The sequence below is a fragment of the Paraburkholderia sediminicola genome, assembly GCF_046027355.1.
Classification (GTDB): Bacteria; Pseudomonadota; Gammaproteobacteria; order Burkholderiales; family Burkholderiaceae; genus Paraburkholderia; species Paraburkholderia sediminicola_B.
In genome coordinates, this window is record NZ_JAQQEK010000010.1 from 203,247 (window position 1) to 219,279 (window position 16,033).

A 16,033-nucleotide genomic window follows, 5' to 3' on the forward strand; every position below is an offset into this window, starting at 1 on the left:
CGGGCTTCGACTGACGGGCTTGTCTATCCATGTTTCGTGCCAGGTATAAAATGTAAATAAATCAACGATCTGAATTTCATGATGGTCAATTCGACCTTAGTCGAAAAGACTCCTGATGGAGTCAATCTGACTGCAGAGGCGCTCCTCGACGTCCTGACGCCGCTGATCCTCGATCTCTCGCGCGACCTGTCCGACCGCGAACGCTACCGCCGTCTGCTCAGCAGCCTGCGCGCGCTGTTTCCCGGCGACGCAGCCGCTTTATTGCGTCTGGAGGGCGATACGCTGGTGCCGCTCGCTATCGACGGATTGAGCAGCGATACGCTTGGGCGGCGTTTTCGTGTCGGCGACCACCCGCGCTTCGAGCAGCTTCTGTCGCGGCCGGAGCCGACCCGCTTCGCCGCCGACTCCGACCTCCCGGATCCCTACGACGGCCTCGTGCAAGGCGTGGCCGGGCATCTCGAAGTCCACGACTGCCTCGGCTGTCCGTTGTTCGTACGCGGCCGGCCGTGGGGTTTGCTCACGCTCGATGCGCTCGACCCGGCACGCTTCGACAGCATCGACATGGCGTCGCTGCGCGCGTTTCTGAGCTTGGCCGCCGCCACGGTGAGCGTCGTTGAGCGAATCGATACGCTCGCGCGCAGCAGCGAGGAGGAGCGGCGCCGCGCGGAGGCTTACCGGCAGGCGAGCAGCCAGAGCCGGCGCGAGATGGTCGGCAGCAGCGACGCGCACACGCATCTGATGAAGGAGATCGAGATCGTTGCCGGCAGCGACTTGACCGTGCTGATCACCGGCGAGACCGGCGTCGGCAAGGAACTCGTGGCCAATGCGATTCACGCGCTCTCGTCGCGGGCGAATAAGCCGTTGATCAGTCTGAACTGCGCCGCGCTGCCGGACACGCTCGTCGAGAGCGAACTGTTCGGCCATGTGCGGGGCGCATTCTCCGGCGCGTCTTCGGATCGGCGCGGCAAATTCGAACTGGCCGATGGCGGCACGATTTTTCTCGATGAAGTCGGCGAGCTGCCGCTGCTCGTGCAGGCCAAGCTTTTGCGGGTTTTGCAGAACGGCCAGTTGCAGCGCATTGGCTCGGACCACGAACACAAGGTCGACGTGCGGCTGATCGCCGCAACGAATCGCGATCTCGCTGAAGAGGTGCGCACGGGGCGGTTCCGCGCGGACTTATATCACCGGCTCAGCGTCTATCCGTTGCGCGTGCCGCCGTTGCGCGAACGCGGCCGCGATGTGTTGCTGCTGGCGGGGTTTTTCCTCGAAGAGAACCGCTCGCGGCTCGGCTTGCTGAGCCTGCGGCTTTCAGCGGATGCGCAAGCCACGCTGCTGCGCTATCCGTGGCCGGGGAACGTGCGTGAACTCGAACACCTGATCGGCCGAAGCGCGCTCAAGGCACTGGCTGCGAATCGCGAGCGCCGGCGGATCCTGACGTTGACGGCTGCCGACTTTGCGCTATCAGCCGCACCGGCTGAAGACAAAAGCCAGACGCCAGCCGAGACAACTGAAACCGGATCGAAAGACTTTCGCAGCGCGGTGACCGAGTTCGAGCGAACCACCGTTCTCGACGCATTGGCTCGCCACAACCAGAATTGGGCGGCCGTCGCGCGTGAGCTCGGTCTTGATCGGGCGAATCTGAACCGGCTGGCCAAACGGCTTGGCCTCAAATGACCGGCAACGCAAAGAGCCGCGCAACCGCTGCAACATGGCGGCGCGTTGCGCGGCATGCCTAACCAGCAGGCGCTTATTTAAGCGGTCAGGTTTTCGTTCTGCGGAAATAGCGCGCGGCGTGTCTCTTCGTCGAACTCGGCTTTCAGCGTCAGCTTGTCCTTCAACGCCTGTGCCCGCGCCGCAGCCGGACGCGCGGAGATTTCGTCCACGACGCGCTTCACGTTCGGATACGCACTCAGTCCCGCTTCGCCGAGAATGTAGCCGGCGAAGCTAGCCCAGCCCCATAGCGCAATATCCGCGATCGAATAAGCATCGCCGCCCAGATACTTCGATGTCGCGAGGCGCTCGTCCAGCACGCGATAGTGGCGCTCCACTTCCTTCAGATAGCGATTGCGCGCATAGGGCAGCGGCGTCGGCGCGTGGTGCAGAAAGTGCACTGCCTGGCCCGAGAAGGGCGACAGTCCGGTCGCAACGAACATCAGCCACGACAAGGCCTGTGCGCGTTCGCCAGCCGGTGCCGGCAGGAACCGTTCATGTTTCGCCGCGAGATGCAGCAGGATGGCGTGCGAGTCGAACACGGTCACGCCGTCGTCGGTAATCGCGGGGACTTTTGCATTCGGATTGATGCGGAGAAACTCCGGGCGATGTTGCTCGCCCTTGAACGTGTCGACCGCGATCAGTTCGAACGGGGTCTGCAGTTCTTCGAGCATCAACGCGACTTTCATCGGGTTCGGCGAGGGGTGGAAGTAAAACTTCAGCATGACGATCTCCATGGAATAGGGGGTAGGGCAGATGACGACCGGGCGGCACAGCGCCGCCCTGATTCATGCCGCGGTGGCTGCCCGGTCGTTGCGACCTGTGGTGATGATGGGCTGCCGGGCCGCTTTTGCCGTACGACTATTCCGATGAGAACGTTCGAAGGATTCGCACGTGTTGTCACGAACGAATCAGGATCGCCTGCTTGCCGTTACTCCGCGATCGAAAAGCGCGACGGGCGCTTTTGCGGTGCCTTGGTCGGACGCTCCACGCGCGAGGTGGCGCCGCGAATGAAGAGGATTGCGCAGAAGGCCACCATGGCCCAAATGCAGAGGATTACCGTCAGAGCGCTCATTTCGGTTTTCAGATGTAGAGACTGCGATTAGTGCTGTTCGGCCTGCGGGCCGGTCAGTGTGTCGTATGCGGGCTATCGCCGTCAAACAGAAGTTCGTCGATTAGGCGCGTGGCCAGCGCCAGTTGCTGTTCGAGCGACGCGCGCGCCGCTTCCGCGCCTGCCGCGTCGCCACGCGCGGCGGCGTCGTAAGTCTGCGTCGCGAGGCACAGCACGCTCTCCGACGCGAGGTGCAACCCGCGCATCGTGTCGGCGTCGGCGCCCGGCACCGGGCTGGTCCATTCTGTCGTCGAAGCAGCCGGCAGGTTGATTTCGAACTCGTTATCTTTATCGTGGCGGGTGGACATCGCGGGCTCCTTGCGCAATTGGCACGATATCAGTGTGCGCCGGCGGGTCGGGTTTCAATCGGGCGAACAGAAGCCTGTTTTTTAGTCAATCCTTGGTGATTGGGAAATCGAAGTATTCCGCTGAAGAATAGGCGTGTGGCGGCGCTGCCGGCGCGGTTTTGCAAGCGGGCAGAAGCCCTACCGCGCGATCCAGCGCTATCGGGCGTCTTGCTGCAGATATTTGTGGGCGAACGCGATTGCCATGCTGCCCTCACCGACCGCGGAAGCAACGCGTTTGACCGGACTCAGCCGTACGTCGCCGCAGGCAAACACGCCGGGCACGCTCGATTCGAGCAGGTAGGGATCCCGGTCATGAGACCAGCGTCCGGCCTTGACGACGTCGTCGCCGGTGAGCACGTAGCCGCGCGCATCGCGTGCGATTTCCTCGGGTAACCACGCAGTCTCCGCGTCGGCGCCAATGAACACGAACAATGCGCCGCAATCGTGCCGCCGCACTTCCTCGCTTGACGCGTCGCGCACGTCGATCGCCGTCAGATGAGTGTCGCCGTACGCACCCACGACTTCCGATCGCAGTTGCACAGCGACGTTCGACTTGCCGCGCAGTTGCTCGATCAGGTAGCGCGACATGCTCTTCTCGAGCGAATCGCCGCGCAGAACGAGCGTCACCATGCGCGCATGATTGGCAAAGTACAACGCGGCCTGGCCAGCCGAATTGCCGCCGCCGATCAGATATACGTCGAGTCCGTGCGTCGCGTTCGCTTCGCTGCGCGACGCGCCGTAGTAAATACCCTTACCGATAAACCGGTCGAAGCCTTCGATCGAAAGACGCCGCCACGTGACGCCCGTCGCAAGAATGATCGTTCGCGTCCGGATGATGTCGCCGCCGTCGAGGTGAACGCTGCGCGCCTGCACATCGATTCGGCCGACCGACCGTGTCACCAGAATCTCCGCGCCGAGCCGCCTTGCCTGCTGCAGCGCGCGGCTTGCGAGTTCGTCTCCGGAGACACCGTTGGGAAAGCCGAGGTAGTTTTCGATACGCGAGGATGTGCCGGCCTGGCCGCCGGGCGCTTCACGCTCCAGCACGATGGTGCGCAAACCCTCCGATGCACCGTACACCGCCGCGGCGAGACCGGCCGGCCCGCCGCCGATGATCATCGTGTCGTATTCAGCGAGGTGAGGCTGCGTTTGCAGACCCAGCAGTCCGGCAAGCTCGCGCGCCTTGGGCCGGTTCAGCACCGTGCCGTCGACCAGTCGCAGCGACGGACACTCCTCCTCTGTCGGACAGGTTCCGGGCCAACGCTTGGGCAGTTCGGGCGCGTCCGGCGTCATCCAGTCGTAGCTGATCTGGTTGCGGGCGAGGAAATGCCGCAGCGCCGTACAGGCGTCGTCCCAGCGGCTGCCGACCATGGTCACGCGCGCCTTGGGCGGTTCAGCGGAAAGCCCTTGCAACCCGCCGATGCGTTCGCGAGCGAGTGCGCCCATCTTGAGCGCCACATCCGGCGATGCGGCGGCCAGCACGTAATAACGCTGAGCGTCCACGCGCATCACACGCGACGGTTCCGCCGCGCGATATGCGCCAGGAAACGGCGAACTCAGCGCAAGCGGCACTTCGCCGAAGATCGTGCCGGGCAGACGCCAGCCTAGCGTGCGCTCGATACCGTCGAACGTCTTGATGACTTCCATTTTGCCGGCGAGAACGACATACAGTGCGCGCTCGCCGCCTTCATGAACCGCGAACTCGCCTGCGCACAGATGAAGGTCCGCGGACGTGTGCGCGAGATGGTCGAGTTCGTCATCGGAGAGTGTTGCAAAGAGCGGTACTGCCCGAATGTCGTCGATGGTCAGCATGGCTGTGTCCAAACAGGCAGGGGCGGAGGGTCGGTCTGCGGGGGATCGTTGCTGATCGCAACGCATACCGCCGCTATGCGCGCGACAGCAGGCAGTCCGAACCAGTATAGGACGTTCGCCTGCCAACTTCATGGCGGACATGTGTCGCCGGATTTCCGTCGACGCGCGCAAGCGACATGACATTCAGACTCGTCGGCAATGTGTTCGACGGCAGCGAGTTGCGGAGTTTGAGAGGCACGCGACATCCATTCTGTCGCGTAGTTGATGAGATCGCCTGCTGCTCGAGGTCCAGCGGCCATCCAATTAGTTCGGACTGCAATCCTACTGCGTACCACTCCGTGCCGGTCCTTGCGAGGCGGCATTCACCCGTGCGGATTCCCTCACCAGTTCCTGCGTCATCGCGGCGGCGACGGGGTTCGAGCCGCGATGGTCCTGGCTGGTCGGCGCGGCCTGCGTCTGCGCGGCCTGCGCCGGCGGCATCGGCAACGACGGATCGGGTTTGGACGATTCCCTGACGAGCTGTTCCGTCATGGCCGCCGCGACGGCATTCGAGCCGTGTCGGGTGAGATCGTCGCGCGCGCGGCCGATCGGCTGCGCGGTGCTTGCCTTCGCAGCGACAGACTCGTTCGTCTCCGCCGATGCGGGCGCGCGGCCCGGCTGTTTATGTCGCTGTCCTTGTGGCCGCGCTTCCGTCTGCGCGTGATTGGCAACGGGGCCCGATTTAGACGGCAGCGGTGCGCCCGCGGTTTCGCCCGTGTTGTTCGCGGACGGCGAAGTGGAAACCACGTTGCCTGCGGTCACATGCGTACCATCCACGCGCGGATCGACCGCCGCCGTCGTGACCGAGTTGGTCGTGACCGCCTCCGGCGCCACCTCGGAGCGGTTGCCCTTGGGGAGAAGCTGGTAAGAGATGAATCCCACGTCCACCAGAACCAGCGCGATTATCAACGCCTTGCCTGTATTCGTCATATCCAACACCGAGTCGTTCGAGTGAGGTGATCGAATCATCATAATCGACCGCCAAAAAACATTTTGGGCGGCGTTTTGCAATGCGATTTATTCGGTTTTCTCCACGCGTTTTGACACCGTTTTGACATCCCTCGTTAGCTAGTCCATCAAGTACCCGCCGGCTCTCCGCGTTTAGTTCCGAAATCCCAACGCTGCGCCTGCGCGGTCTCGACTTTGGCGGGCAACAATCCGGCCTGAAAGAACGTATCCGCGATCTTTTGCTGCTCGCCGAAATTCTGCGCAATAACGGGTCGCACCAGATAACTGCGGCGCGCATTCGCACGTTCGATCGTGGCGGCGTCGAGTCCCCAGATCGGCGCGAGAGTCTGGGCCGCTTCCTGAGGATGCGCGCGCAGCCAAACGCCCGCTTGCGTCAATTGATCGAACACGATCTGGATGACCTCGGGGTGCGCCGCCGCGAAGCGATTCGACGCGAGATAGTAGCGCTGATACGACGCTAGTCCCTTGCCGTCCGCGAGAATGCGCACGTCGGCGTCGCGATCGACGGAAGCCACGTACGGATCCCACGTGATCCACGCATCGATGCTGCCGCGCTCGAAGGCCGCGCGGCCGTCGGCTGGTGTGAGGTAGCTGATTCGCACATCGGCGGGCGTGAGGCCTGCCTTGATGAGCGCCGCAAGCAGCAAATAGTGGCTGCCGGCGGCCTTGGTCACGGCAATGCGCTTGCCCTTGAGATCGGCGAGCGTATGGAGCGCACTGTCCTGTTTGACGATGATCGCCTGGGCGCCCGGCGACGGCGCTTCCTGCGCGACATAGACGAAGCGCGCGTGCGCGGCTTGCGCGAAGATCGGTACGGTGTCCGCGACGTCCGCGCTGAAATCGACGGCTTCGACATTGAGCGCTTCGGTCAAGGGCAGGCCGCTTGAAAACTCATTCCACGACACGCGCACGCCCAGCGGCGCGAGGGCCTTGTCGAGCGATCCGCGCGCCTTGAGCAGCGTGATCAACGTCGACGACTTCTGATAGCCGATCCGCAGCGCGATGGGTTCGCCGTTCGTGGCCGATGTTTGCGCGTAGCTGCGCGTCGCGAGCGTAGTCAGCGAGGAAGCCAGCGCGACGCGAATAAAAGCCCGTCTGTTGAGCAGCGCCATGATTCATAGTCCTAGAGTCGAGTCTGAAAGAAAGGCCAATCGACCATGCTAGCAACGACCCTGCGCGGCGCGAACCGATGGTTTCAGCTAAAGATCGAACGTCAGCGCATAAGCGCAGGCGTGCATCGAAAACACAGAGCGAACGAGGCAATTCGCTTGCGCCATTAAATGCAAAAGTTAAATATTGATTCGATATAAACATATCGAAAGAGAATAATTCTCAGGTGCCGTCTTCGTCGCTACGCTTACGGGCATATCATCAGAGAGGGCATATGGCCGGTTCCATTTCTACTTCGTTTTCCGCACGGCGGCGCGCACTCAAACTCTTGAGCGCAGTGCCGGCATTCGCCGCATCCGGCGCATTCAATTCGCTCGACGTCCACGCAGCCGAACTGGCGTCGGTCACACTTGTGCTCGGCGATCAGGCGGGTGGCACGCGTGCTTTGGCCGAAGCGGCCAAGGTGCTCGACGGCGCGCCGTACGCATTTCGTTGGGCCAATTTCCAGGGCGCTGCGCCGCTCTTCGAAGCGCAGCGCGCGGGCGCCGTCGATCTCGCGCCGGCCGGCGATTTGCCCGTGCTTGCCGCAGCCGTCGGCGACCCGACGCTGAAGATCGTCGCGACGCGCGTCGGTTCCGGCGAACAACTCGGCATTCTGGTCGCGCAGGATTCGAAGATTCGCACGGTCGCGGACCTGAAAGGGCGCACGGTGTTCGTTTCTTCGGCGCGCGGCAGTATTTCGCAGTTCCAGCTTTATGGCGCATTGGCCGAAGCCGGTCTCTCGAAAGACGACGTCAACGTCCGTTTCATTCTGCCCGTCGATGCGTTTGCGGCGTTCGCGTCCGGCTCGATCGACGTGTGGGCCACGTTCGATCCGTACTACGGCATCGCCGTGCAACGCGGCGCGCGCATTTTGCGCGACGGCACCGGCATTAATAGCGGGCTTGGTTTCATCACGGCCTCGGGCGCGGCCTTGGCGGAACCGCGTAAGCGCGCGGCGATTGCCGATGTGCTGTTGCGATTCCGGCGCGCGGGCGATTGGGCACTTGCAAATCCCGACGCCTACGCGCAAATCTACGCGACGCTGACGCGTTCGCCGCTCGATGCCGCGAAGCGCATCACGCATCGCGCGTCGCTGAAACAGCACTTCGTCAACGAGGCGGATATCAGCGCGCTGCAGAAGGTTGCCGACAGCGCCAATCGCGACGCGATTCTGCCGCGGCGCATCGACGTGCGCGCGATTTCCGACACTCACGTTGCGAACGCGTGACACGCGTGGGCCGATAACCTGGCATAAGCCGGAGGCGCGTGCCGCACACTTACGCACCCGGCGATTTCACGGCATATTGGGGTTTTGCCGGGTCATAACGTGACGTCATGGGCACTCAAACAATTCGGGCGTTGTCGCGGATAAATAGACTCACTATATTGGGCTCAACGATGCATGACATCGACGATATGTTCGCTCAACCGTCTCGAGGACCCCGTCGTGATCAAGAAGCCCATGTTGCGCCCGCTTGCCGCTGTTCTGATCCTCGGCGTCGCGAATCTCGCGCCGGCGTGTTTGACGCCCGCGTTTGCCGCGGCCGGCAAGATTACCTTCGTTTCGCAAGGCGGGACTTATCAGGAAGCGCAGACCAAGGCGATCCTCGACCCGGCCGCGAAGCAGCTCAATATCACCGTGAACCAGGATAGCATTCCGGACGCGTGGCCGCAGATCAAAGCCCAGGCCGCGACCGGCAAGCCGATCTGGGACGTGGTCGACACGCCGACGTCCAACTGCCTGCGCGGCGGCAAGGAAGGCCTGCTGGAGAAGCTCGACTTCTCGAAGATTCCGAATGCGGCGGCCATGCCGGAGAAATACCGCACGCCGTACTCGGTCGCCTACGAGTTCTATTCGACGGTGATCGGCTACAACAAGAAGACGCTGAAGAAGGTGCCGCAGAGCTGGGCCGATTTCTGGAACGTGAAGGCGTTCCCCGGTACGCGTGCGCTGCGCAACGACCCGCAGACCGTGCTCGAAGCCGCGTTGCTCGCCGACGGCGTGCCGCGCGACAAGCTCTATCCGCTCGACGTCGATCGCGCGTTTAAAAAGCTGCAGCAGATCAAGCCGGACGTAACCGTGTGGTGGACCTCGGGCGGCCAGTCGGCGCAATTGCTGCATGACGGCGAAGTCGACATGACGATGATCTGGAACGGCCGCGCGAGCGCGGTGCGCAAGGACAATCCCGATGTCGACTTCACATTCAACGACGGCATTCTGCAGAACACGCAGCTTTGCGTGCTGAAGAACGCGCCGAATCTGCCCGAGGCGATCAAGTTCGTCAACGCGGCGGTCTCGCCTGAATTGCAGGCCAACCTGCCGCTGTATATCGACTACGGTCCGGGCAATCCGGCGGCATTCAAGACGGGCAAGATCGACGCGAAGCGCGCGAGTGAGCTGCCGAGTTCGCCGGAAAATGCATCGAAGCAGGCGTTGATGTCGGAGGAATGGTGGGCGTCGGACGCCGGCGTCCAGGCGAAGGCGCGCTGGCTCAAGTTCATGCAGTAGGCGCAACCGCATCTTCTTGCGCGCGGGATTCGGGTCCGTTGGACGCCACGGACGCCGAAACCCGCGCGCAGCGCCCAGCGCTTCTCGCGCGTCCCGCACGGCTCATCGTCTGCGCATTCATCGAACGTGATCGACTATCTGATTCTCGGCGGCGGCTCGGCCGGTTGCGTGTTGGCCGCTCGCCTGTCGGAAGACGCCGGCAAGACCGTCTGCCTCGTCGAGGCCGGCCGCAATATCTCGCGAACGGATATGCCGGCGGCGGTGCGCAGCCGCTATCCGGGCCGCGCCTATCTCGACACCGCGAACATCTGGCAGCGCCTGAAGGCACGCATGAGCGCCTCAGCCGCGACGCGCCGATACGAACAGGCGCGCCTGCTCGGCGGCGGCTCGGCGATCAATGCGCTGATGGCGAATCGCGGCGCGCCGGCCGACTACGACGAATGGCACGCGCTCGGCGCGCAGGGTTGGAACTGGAGCGCCTGTCTGCCGTACTTCCGCAAGCTCGAAACCGATTGCGACTTCGGCGGCGCGCTGCATGGTAAGAGCGGGCCGATTCGCATCCAGCGCGCGCCGTGGGCGCGCATTTCGCCATTCGTGCGCGCGGTGCTCGCCACGCTCGACGCACGCGGCCATACACGGCGTGACGACCAGAACGGCGAGTGGCAGGACGGCACGTTTATAGGCTCGATCGCGGTGAGCGAAGCAGGCGAGCGCATCCCGACTTCGGTCTGCTATCTCGACGACACCGTGCGCGCTCGCCCGAATCTCACGATCCGCACGCGAACGCTCGTCGAGCGCGTGCTATTCGACGGCAAGCTCGCCATTGGCGCGCGGACCATCGGCGAGGACGGCGCGAGCGAAGCGTTGCGTGCCACGCAGGTGATCATTTGCTCAGGCGCGATTCACAGCCCGGCGCTGCTGATGCGAAGCGGCATCGGCCCGGCGGCCGAACTCGCCGCGCTCGGTATCGAGGTGGTGGCGGATCGAGGCGGGGTCGGCGGCAATCTGATGGAGCATCCGTCGATTGCCGTCTCGGCGTTTCTGCCACGCGCCGCCCGCACGTTATATCCGGACGAGCATCACGAGCAGGCGATCGTGCGCTTCTCGTCGGGCGTGAGCGGGGCAGTGCCCGGCGACATGCACGGCGCGATCCTGTCGCGCTCGGGCTGGCATTCGGTTGGCCACCGGCTCGGCACGATCTTCTTCTGGGTGAACAAGTCGTACTCGCGCGGCCGCGTGAGTCTCGCTTCGGCTGATCCGCACGACGAACCCACCGTCGACTTCAACATGCTGTCCGACGCGCGCGATCTCGAACGGCTCAAGCTCGCGCTGCGCTTCGGCGCCCACACGCTGGCCGATCCGATGATGGCGCAGCACTGCGCCACGCTGCTGCCTTCGAGCTATTCGCCGCGCGTCGCGAGTGTGGCCGTTCCGGGGACGTGGAATGCATTGCAACGCGGCGTGCTGAGCACGCTGTTGGACATTGCTGGACCGTTGCGCGCGTGGCTGGTGCGGCGTGTGGTCACGCAAGGCGTGACGCTCGACGAATTGCTCACCGATGATCACGCGCTGACGCGTTTCGTGACGCGCTCGGTAGGCGGCACCTGGCATCCATCGGGAACCTGCCGCATGGGCGCCGCCGACGATCCGCTCGCCGTCTGCGACGCGCGCGGCGCGGTCTATGGCGTCAGCGGACTTTACGTGTGCGATGCGTCGCTGATGCCGTCGATACCGTGCGCGAACACGAATGTGCCGACCATCATGATCGCGGAACGGATTGCGGATATGTTGCGCGGCCGTGCGTGAATGCGATGCCGGGCCGCCGCATTGCAACGCGATGGCCCGGCGCATGTGTCAAGCGATGAGGGTTCCGACTAAGCCCAAGAAGGGCCAAGTACGCTCACTCGCCAAACCCCACAATACCCTTCACTTCGAGAAACGCGTCAAGCCCCCATTCAGCGTATTCGCGTCCGTTGCCCGACTGCTTGTATCCGCCGAACGGCGAGCCCGCATCCCACGACGGATAGTTCAGATACACGCTGCCCGCACGCAGCCTGAACGCCACGCGCCGAGCGCGTTCCAGATCGGCGGATTGAACATAGGCGGCGAGACCGAACGGGCTGTCATTCGCAATCGCGATCGCTTCTTCCTCATCGCGGTACGGCATGATTGCGAGCACCGGGCCGAAAATCTCTTCGCGCGCGATCGTCATGGAAGGGCGCACATCCGCGAAGACAGTCGGTTGCACGTAATAGCCGCGTTCCAGACCCGGCGGACGCCCGAGGCCACCGGCCACGACTTGCGCGCCTTCGTCGATACCGGCCGCAATGAGCCGCTCCACACGCTCGAACTGCACGCTGCTGACAACCGGACCCATGGTCGTGCGCTCGTGATCGGCGGGGCCGACGCGCTGCGCTTGCGCCGCGCGCCGCGCGATCGCCACCGCTTCGTCATGGCGCGCCGCGGGCACGAGCATGCGTGTCGGCGCATTGCACGACTGTCCGCTGTTGTTGAAGCACGAGTTGACGCCGGCCGTGACGGCCGCTTCGAAATCGACGTCATCCAGCAGAATGTTCGCGGACTTGCCGCCCAGTTCCTGATGCACGCGCTTCACAGTCGGCGCCGCGAGCTTCGCAATCTCGACGCCCGCGCGTGTCGAACCGGTGAACGACACCATATCGACATCGGGATGCGCCGCGAGCGCCGCGCCGACAGTCGGCCCGTCGCCGTTGACGAGATTGAAGACGCCCGGCGGCACGCCCGCCGCGTCGAGTATCTCCGCGAACAGCAAGGCATTGAGGGGCGTGACTTCGCTGGGCTTGAGCACCATCGTGCAACCGGCAGCGATGGCCGGCGCGGCCTTGCAGACGATCTGATTGATCGGCCAGTTCCACGGCGTGATCAGCGCGACCACGCCGACCGGTTCGTGATTGACGAGCGTCGTGCCCTTTCTGCGCTGCCACGCGAACGTTTCGCACGTGCGGATCAATTCTTCGAGATGCCGCCGTCCGATCCCGGCCTGCCACGCGTGCGCCATCGCGCGCGGCGCGCCGAGTTCGCGCGAGATGGTGTCGCCCATCTCGTCGTGACGTTCGAGAAACACCTCGAGAATGCGGCGGATCAATGCGAGGCGCTCGGCCGGCGTAGTCTGCGAGAACGACACGAATGCGCGTTTCGCGGCGGCTACCGCGCGATCGGCATCGGCGGGTGTGCCCATCGCGACTTCGGCGAAGGCTTCCTCGGTGCAGGGATCGACCACGGCGCGGCGCGCGTTGGTGGACGGCTCGACCCACGCGCCATCGATATAGAACTTCAGTGCATTGGTCATTTAATGGCTATTTTCAGAGAGAAGTTAGGCGCGCGCGGCGTTGGAGCGACGACTCACCACGACGATCATCACGAGGCACAGCGTCAGCGCGGTGAGCATCGTGCTGATCGCGGCAATGGTCGGATCGATCTCGTCGCGCAGCGTCACGAACATGCGGCGGGTCAGCGTCTGGTTCGAACCGCCCGACACGAAGAGCGCGACCACCGTTTCGTCGAGCGCCTGAATGAACACGAACACCGCGCCGGAAATCACGCTGGCCTTGATCTGCGGCAGCGTCACCGTCATGAAGCTGCGAAAACGATTCATGCCGAGACTGCGCGCGACCATTTCCTGCGTGCGGTCGAAGGTGCGCAGATCGGCGCCGACCGAGATCAGCACATACGGCAACCCGAGCATCGTATCGGCGAGAATCAGGCCGCCGAGCGTATTCACGTAGCCGGCCTGAGAGTACACGAAGAACACGCCCACCGCGACGATGATGATCGGCACCATCAACGGCAGCATCAGCAGCGTGCGCAGATAGCGCATGATCCAGTGTGTGCCGTTCTGGATCGCGTACGCGGCGGCCACGCCGAGCGGCGTGGCGATCAGCGCGGCGCAGATCGAAGCGCTCAGCGTGGTGCGCGCGGCGTCGATCCATGCGGGGTTGTCGAAGAACGAGTGATACCAGCGCAGCGAGTAGGCGGGCGGCGGGAAGGTCATGAAGCGCGTGTCGGAGAACGACAGCGGCACCACGATCAGCACCGGCACCATCAGGAACAGCAGAATCAGCACGACGCTCGCGCCGAGGACGATCCGTCCGAACGGGAGTTTGTTCATTTCGCGCCCAGGGTCTTTTCGAGTGGCACCACGCGGCTCGCGGCATAGAAAATCGCGAACACGCAGATCAGCAGCACGACGCTCACGGCGCTCGCCGCGCCCCAACTGTTGTAGATCTCGACGTTGCGGCTCACCACCATCGACACCATGATCGACTTGCCGCCGCCCATCAGTTCAGGCGTGATGTAGAAGCCGAGGCACAGCACGAACACGAGCGTCACGCCCGCGAACACGCCGCTCATCGACAACGGCAGGAACACACGCCGGAACACATGCAGCGGCGAGCCACCCAGGCTCGCGCCGGCTTGCGAGAGATTCGCGGGGATTTTCTGCATCGCCGAATAGAGCGGCAGCACCATGAACGGCAGCAGGATATGCACCATCGCGATCACCGTGCCGAACTGGTTGTACGCGAGCTGCACCGGCCGGTCGACGAGTCCCGAGGCGATCAGCGCCTTGTTGACCAGCCCCGTGCGCTGCAACAGCACGAGCCACGCATAGGTGCGCACGAGTACGCTGGTCCAGAACGGCAGAATCACCATGCCGAGCACGAGCGCGCTTAGCTTCGGCGGCAACGAGGCGGCGAAGTAGGCCACGGGATAGCCGAGCAGCAGCGTGATGACGGTCACGATGATGCTCAGCTTGAACGTCAGCAGAAACGTTTCGACGTAAGCGCCGGTGAACATACGCCGGTAGTTTTCGAGCGTGAAGCCGTCGTGATAGATGGACTGCCACGACAGCCAAGCGAGCGGCACGACCAGCAGCACGACGATCACGAGGAGCGCCGGCGTCATCAGGAGAAGCATCGTGCGATCCTCGCGGCGCTGGTAGCGCGCGGCGGGATCGGACTCGGTGGCCTGCATCAAGGTGGTTCCCTGGAGCATCCGTTTGGCGGTTGTCATCATGCACCTACGGCGTCGAGAAACTGATACCACGCCGCGACGAGTCTCACACCCGGCGCGCGCAGCGAATGAAAGGGCACGGGCCGCAGGCCGGGCGCGCCGAGCAGCGAGAGCTCGGGCGTTTCGCCGAGCGCGAGCGCGGCGGCATGCTGGCCGAGCAGGCTCGCCATCGCGACGCCTGCTCCGTTATACCCCAGACAGAAGGTCGTGGCGTCGTCGCTGCGTCCGACATGCGGCAGCGAATTGAACGTCATGCCCACATAACCGGACCAGCGATATTCCACACGCACGTCCGCGAGATCGGGAAAGAGCGCGACCATCGCACGTTGCAGCGCGTCGAAGCCGGTTGTTTGGCCTTCCTTGCCGAACGCGTCGCGTCCGCCGAACAGCATGCGGCCGTCCACTTTGCGGAACCACTTCATCATGCGGCGCGTTTCGGTGTAGCTGCGGCGCTCGACCATCAGGCGCGCGTCGAGCTCGGCGGGAAGGCGCTCGGTGGCGATCATCGCGCTGCGAAACGGCACGAGTTCGCGTTGATACGCCGAGGTCGCCGCCGTGAGATCCGAATACGCATTGGTCGCGACGATGACCTGCTTCGCGCGCACCGTGCCGCCGGGCGTGCGCAGCGTCACGCGCGTCTCGCCGGGCGCACGTTGCATCTGCCGCACCGGTGTAGATTCGTAGATCGGCACGCCTCGCAGCGTGAGGCCGCGCGCGAGGCCGCGCACGTATTCGAGCGGCAGAATGGTGCCGGCGTCGGCGCTCAGCACGCCGCCGACAAAGCCCTTCGAACCCGTCTCGTGCTCGATGGCGGCGCGCGATTGCACGGTCATCGAGGTATCGCCGAGATGCGAGCGAACCCAGTCGGCTTCGGCGCGAATCGCGGCGAACGCAGCCTCCGTGTGAGCGCAGCGCAGGCTGCCGGTATGTTCGAAGCGGGCGCGTGCCAACTGGAACTCGTCGACCAGCGTCTCCACGACCCGCACGCCTTCATGCGCGAGTCGATGCATGCGCTTCGCGGTATCGAGGCCGTGCAGCTTGTCGATGGTGGGAAACGACAGTCTGAACTTCGACGACACCACGCCGCCATTGCGCCCGCTCGCGCCCCAGCCGACCGGATTCGCATCGAGCACGACGCAGTCGACGCCGCGCTTTTGCAGCGCATACGCGGCGGCGAGACCCGAGTAGCCCGCGCCGATCACGGCGACCTCGACTTCGAGATCGCGCGCGAGCGGCACGCCGGTGCTGACCGCCGCGCCGGCGCCTGGCGATGCGGCAAGGAGCGCCCGCCAGAGCGAATCAGGCGCGGGCGTGTGTAGTGTCATCGGCGCGAGCATC

The 16,033-nt window shown here is 64.1% G+C and carries 13 protein-coding genes; 4 read left to right on the plus strand and 9 right to left on the minus strand.

What is annotated here, in order from left to right; genetic code table 11:
• The first annotated feature begins 81 nt into the window (after positions 1-81).
• Positions 82-1,674, plus strand: coding sequence for a nitric oxide reductase transcriptional regulator NorR (gene norR / locus PQR42_RS19310; RefSeq protein ID WP_408387172.1), 1,593 nt, complete (start codon positions 82-84; stop codon positions 1,672-1,674).
• A gap of 77 nt (positions 1,675-1,751) precedes the next feature.
• Here the strand turns inward: norR and PQR42_RS19315 are convergent, their stop codons facing one another.
• The 5 genes from PQR42_RS19315 to PQR42_RS19335 all read right to left on the minus strand — a co-directional run bounded on the left by PQR42_RS19315 (position 1,752) and on the right by PQR42_RS19335 (position 7,097).
• A complete protein-coding gene (locus PQR42_RS19315) occupies positions 1,752-2,435 on the minus strand; it encodes a glutathione S-transferase family protein (protein ID WP_408220835.1) in 684 nt (227 codons plus the stop codon).
• 403 nt (positions 2,436-2,838) lie between these two features.
• Positions 2,839-3,129 (minus strand): hypothetical protein, encoded by a 291-nt coding sequence (locus tag PQR42_RS19320; protein ID WP_408220833.1) that lies wholly within the window; start codon positions 3,127-3,129, stop codon positions 2,839-2,841.
• A gap of 195 nt (positions 3,130-3,324) precedes the next feature.
• Positions 3,325-4,977 (minus strand): FAD-dependent oxidoreductase, encoded by a 1,653-nt coding sequence (locus PQR42_RS19325; protein ID WP_408387062.1) that lies wholly within the window; start codon positions 4,975-4,977, stop codon positions 3,325-3,327.
• Positions 4,978-5,298: 321 nt separating this feature from the next.
• Positions 5,299-5,946, minus strand: coding sequence for a hypothetical protein (locus tag PQR42_RS19330; protein WP_408387061.1), 648 nt, complete (start codon positions 5,944-5,946; stop codon positions 5,299-5,301).
• A gap of 146 nt (positions 5,947-6,092) precedes the next feature.
• Positions 6,093-7,097, minus strand: coding sequence for an aliphatic sulfonate ABC transporter substrate-binding protein (locus PQR42_RS19335; protein WP_408387060.1), 1,005 nt, complete (start codon positions 7,095-7,097; stop codon positions 6,093-6,095).
• 272 nt (positions 7,098-7,369) lie between these two features.
• Here PQR42_RS19335 and PQR42_RS19340 point away from each other — a divergent pair, with 272 nt between their 5' ends.
• The 3 genes from PQR42_RS19340 (at position 7,370) to PQR42_RS19350 (ending at position 11,452) form a co-directional block, all read left to right on the plus strand.
• On the plus strand, positions 7,370-8,365 hold the full coding sequence (locus PQR42_RS19340) for an ABC transporter substrate-binding protein (RefSeq protein ID WP_408387059.1): 996 nt from the start codon (positions 7,370-7,372) through the stop codon (positions 8,363-8,365).
• Between the two features lie 219 nt (positions 8,366-8,584).
• Positions 8,585-9,646, plus strand: coding sequence for an ABC transporter substrate-binding protein (locus PQR42_RS19345; RefSeq protein WP_408220823.1), 1,062 nt, complete (start codon positions 8,585-8,587; stop codon positions 9,644-9,646).
• 126 nt (positions 9,647-9,772) lie between these two features.
• Complete coding sequence (locus PQR42_RS19350; protein ID WP_408387058.1) at positions 9,773-11,452, plus strand: GMC family oxidoreductase; 1,680 nt, start codon at positions 9,773-9,775, stop codon at positions 11,450-11,452.
• A gap of 94 nt (positions 11,453-11,546) precedes the next feature.
• Here the strand turns inward: PQR42_RS19350 and PQR42_RS19355 are convergent, their stop codons facing one another.
• From PQR42_RS19355 to PQR42_RS19370, 4 genes are read right to left on the minus strand one after another with little or no spacing between them, the layout of a single operon-like run.
• Entirely contained in the window at positions 11,547-12,974 is a 1,428-nt protein-coding gene (locus tag PQR42_RS19355; RefSeq protein ID WP_408387057.1) for an aldehyde dehydrogenase family protein, read from the minus strand.
• Between the two features lie 24 nt (positions 12,975-12,998).
• Complete coding sequence (locus PQR42_RS19360) at positions 12,999-13,793, minus strand: ABC transporter permease (protein ID WP_116147611.1); 795 nt, start codon at positions 13,791-13,793, stop codon at positions 12,999-13,001.
• Complete coding sequence (locus PQR42_RS19365; RefSeq protein WP_408387056.1) at positions 13,790-14,698, minus strand: ABC transporter permease; 909 nt, start codon at positions 14,696-14,698, stop codon at positions 13,790-13,792. The genes PQR42_RS19360 and PQR42_RS19365 overlap by 4 nt, the downstream gene beginning before the upstream one ends.
• Positions 14,695-16,032 (minus strand): NAD(P)/FAD-dependent oxidoreductase, encoded by a 1,338-nt coding sequence (locus tag PQR42_RS19370; RefSeq protein ID WP_408387055.1) that lies wholly within the window; start codon positions 16,030-16,032, stop codon positions 14,695-14,697. The genes PQR42_RS19365 and PQR42_RS19370 overlap by 4 nt, the downstream gene beginning before the upstream one ends.
• Between the last annotated feature and the right edge of the window lies 1 nt (position 16,033).

Bases quoted from the DNA above. Each gene is read 5' to 3' on its own strand.
- norR (WP_408387172.1), top strand. From the start codon at position 82: ATGGTCAATTCGACCTTAGTCGAAAAGACTCCTGATGGAGTCAATCTG.
- PQR42_RS19315 (WP_408220835.1), bottom strand. From the start codon at position 2,435: ATGCTGAAGTTTTACTTCCACCCCTCGCCGAACCCGATGAAAGTCGCG.
- PQR42_RS19320 (WP_408220833.1), bottom strand. From the start codon at position 3,129: ATGTCCACCCGCCACGATAAAGATAACGAGTTCGAAATCAACCTGCCG.
- PQR42_RS19325 (WP_408387062.1), bottom strand. From the start codon at position 4,977: ATGCTGACCATCGACGACATTCGGGCAGTACCGCTCTTTGCAACACTC.
- PQR42_RS19330 (WP_408387061.1), bottom strand. From the start codon at position 5,946: ATGACGAATACAGGCAAGGCGTTGATAATCGCGCTGGTTCTGGTGGAC.
- PQR42_RS19335 (WP_408387060.1), bottom strand. From the start codon at position 7,097: ATGGCGCTGCTCAACAGACGGGCTTTTATTCGCGTCGCGCTGGCTTCC.
- PQR42_RS19340 (WP_408387059.1), top strand. From the start codon at position 7,370: ATGGCCGGTTCCATTTCTACTTCGTTTTCCGCACGGCGGCGCGCACTC.
- PQR42_RS19355 (WP_408387057.1), bottom strand. From the start codon at position 12,974: ATGACCAATGCACTGAAGTTCTATATCGATGGCGCGTGGGTCGAGCCG.
- PQR42_RS19360 (WP_116147611.1), bottom strand. From the start codon at position 13,793: ATGAACAAACTCCCGTTCGGACGGATCGTCCTCGGCGCGAGCGTCGTG.
- PQR42_RS19365 (WP_408387056.1), bottom strand. From the start codon at position 14,698: ATGATGACAACCGCCAAACGGATGCTCCAGGGAACCACCTTGATGCAG.
- PQR42_RS19370 (WP_408387055.1), bottom strand. From the start codon at position 16,032: ATGCTCGCGCCGATGACACTACACACGCCCGCGCCTGATTCGCTCTGG.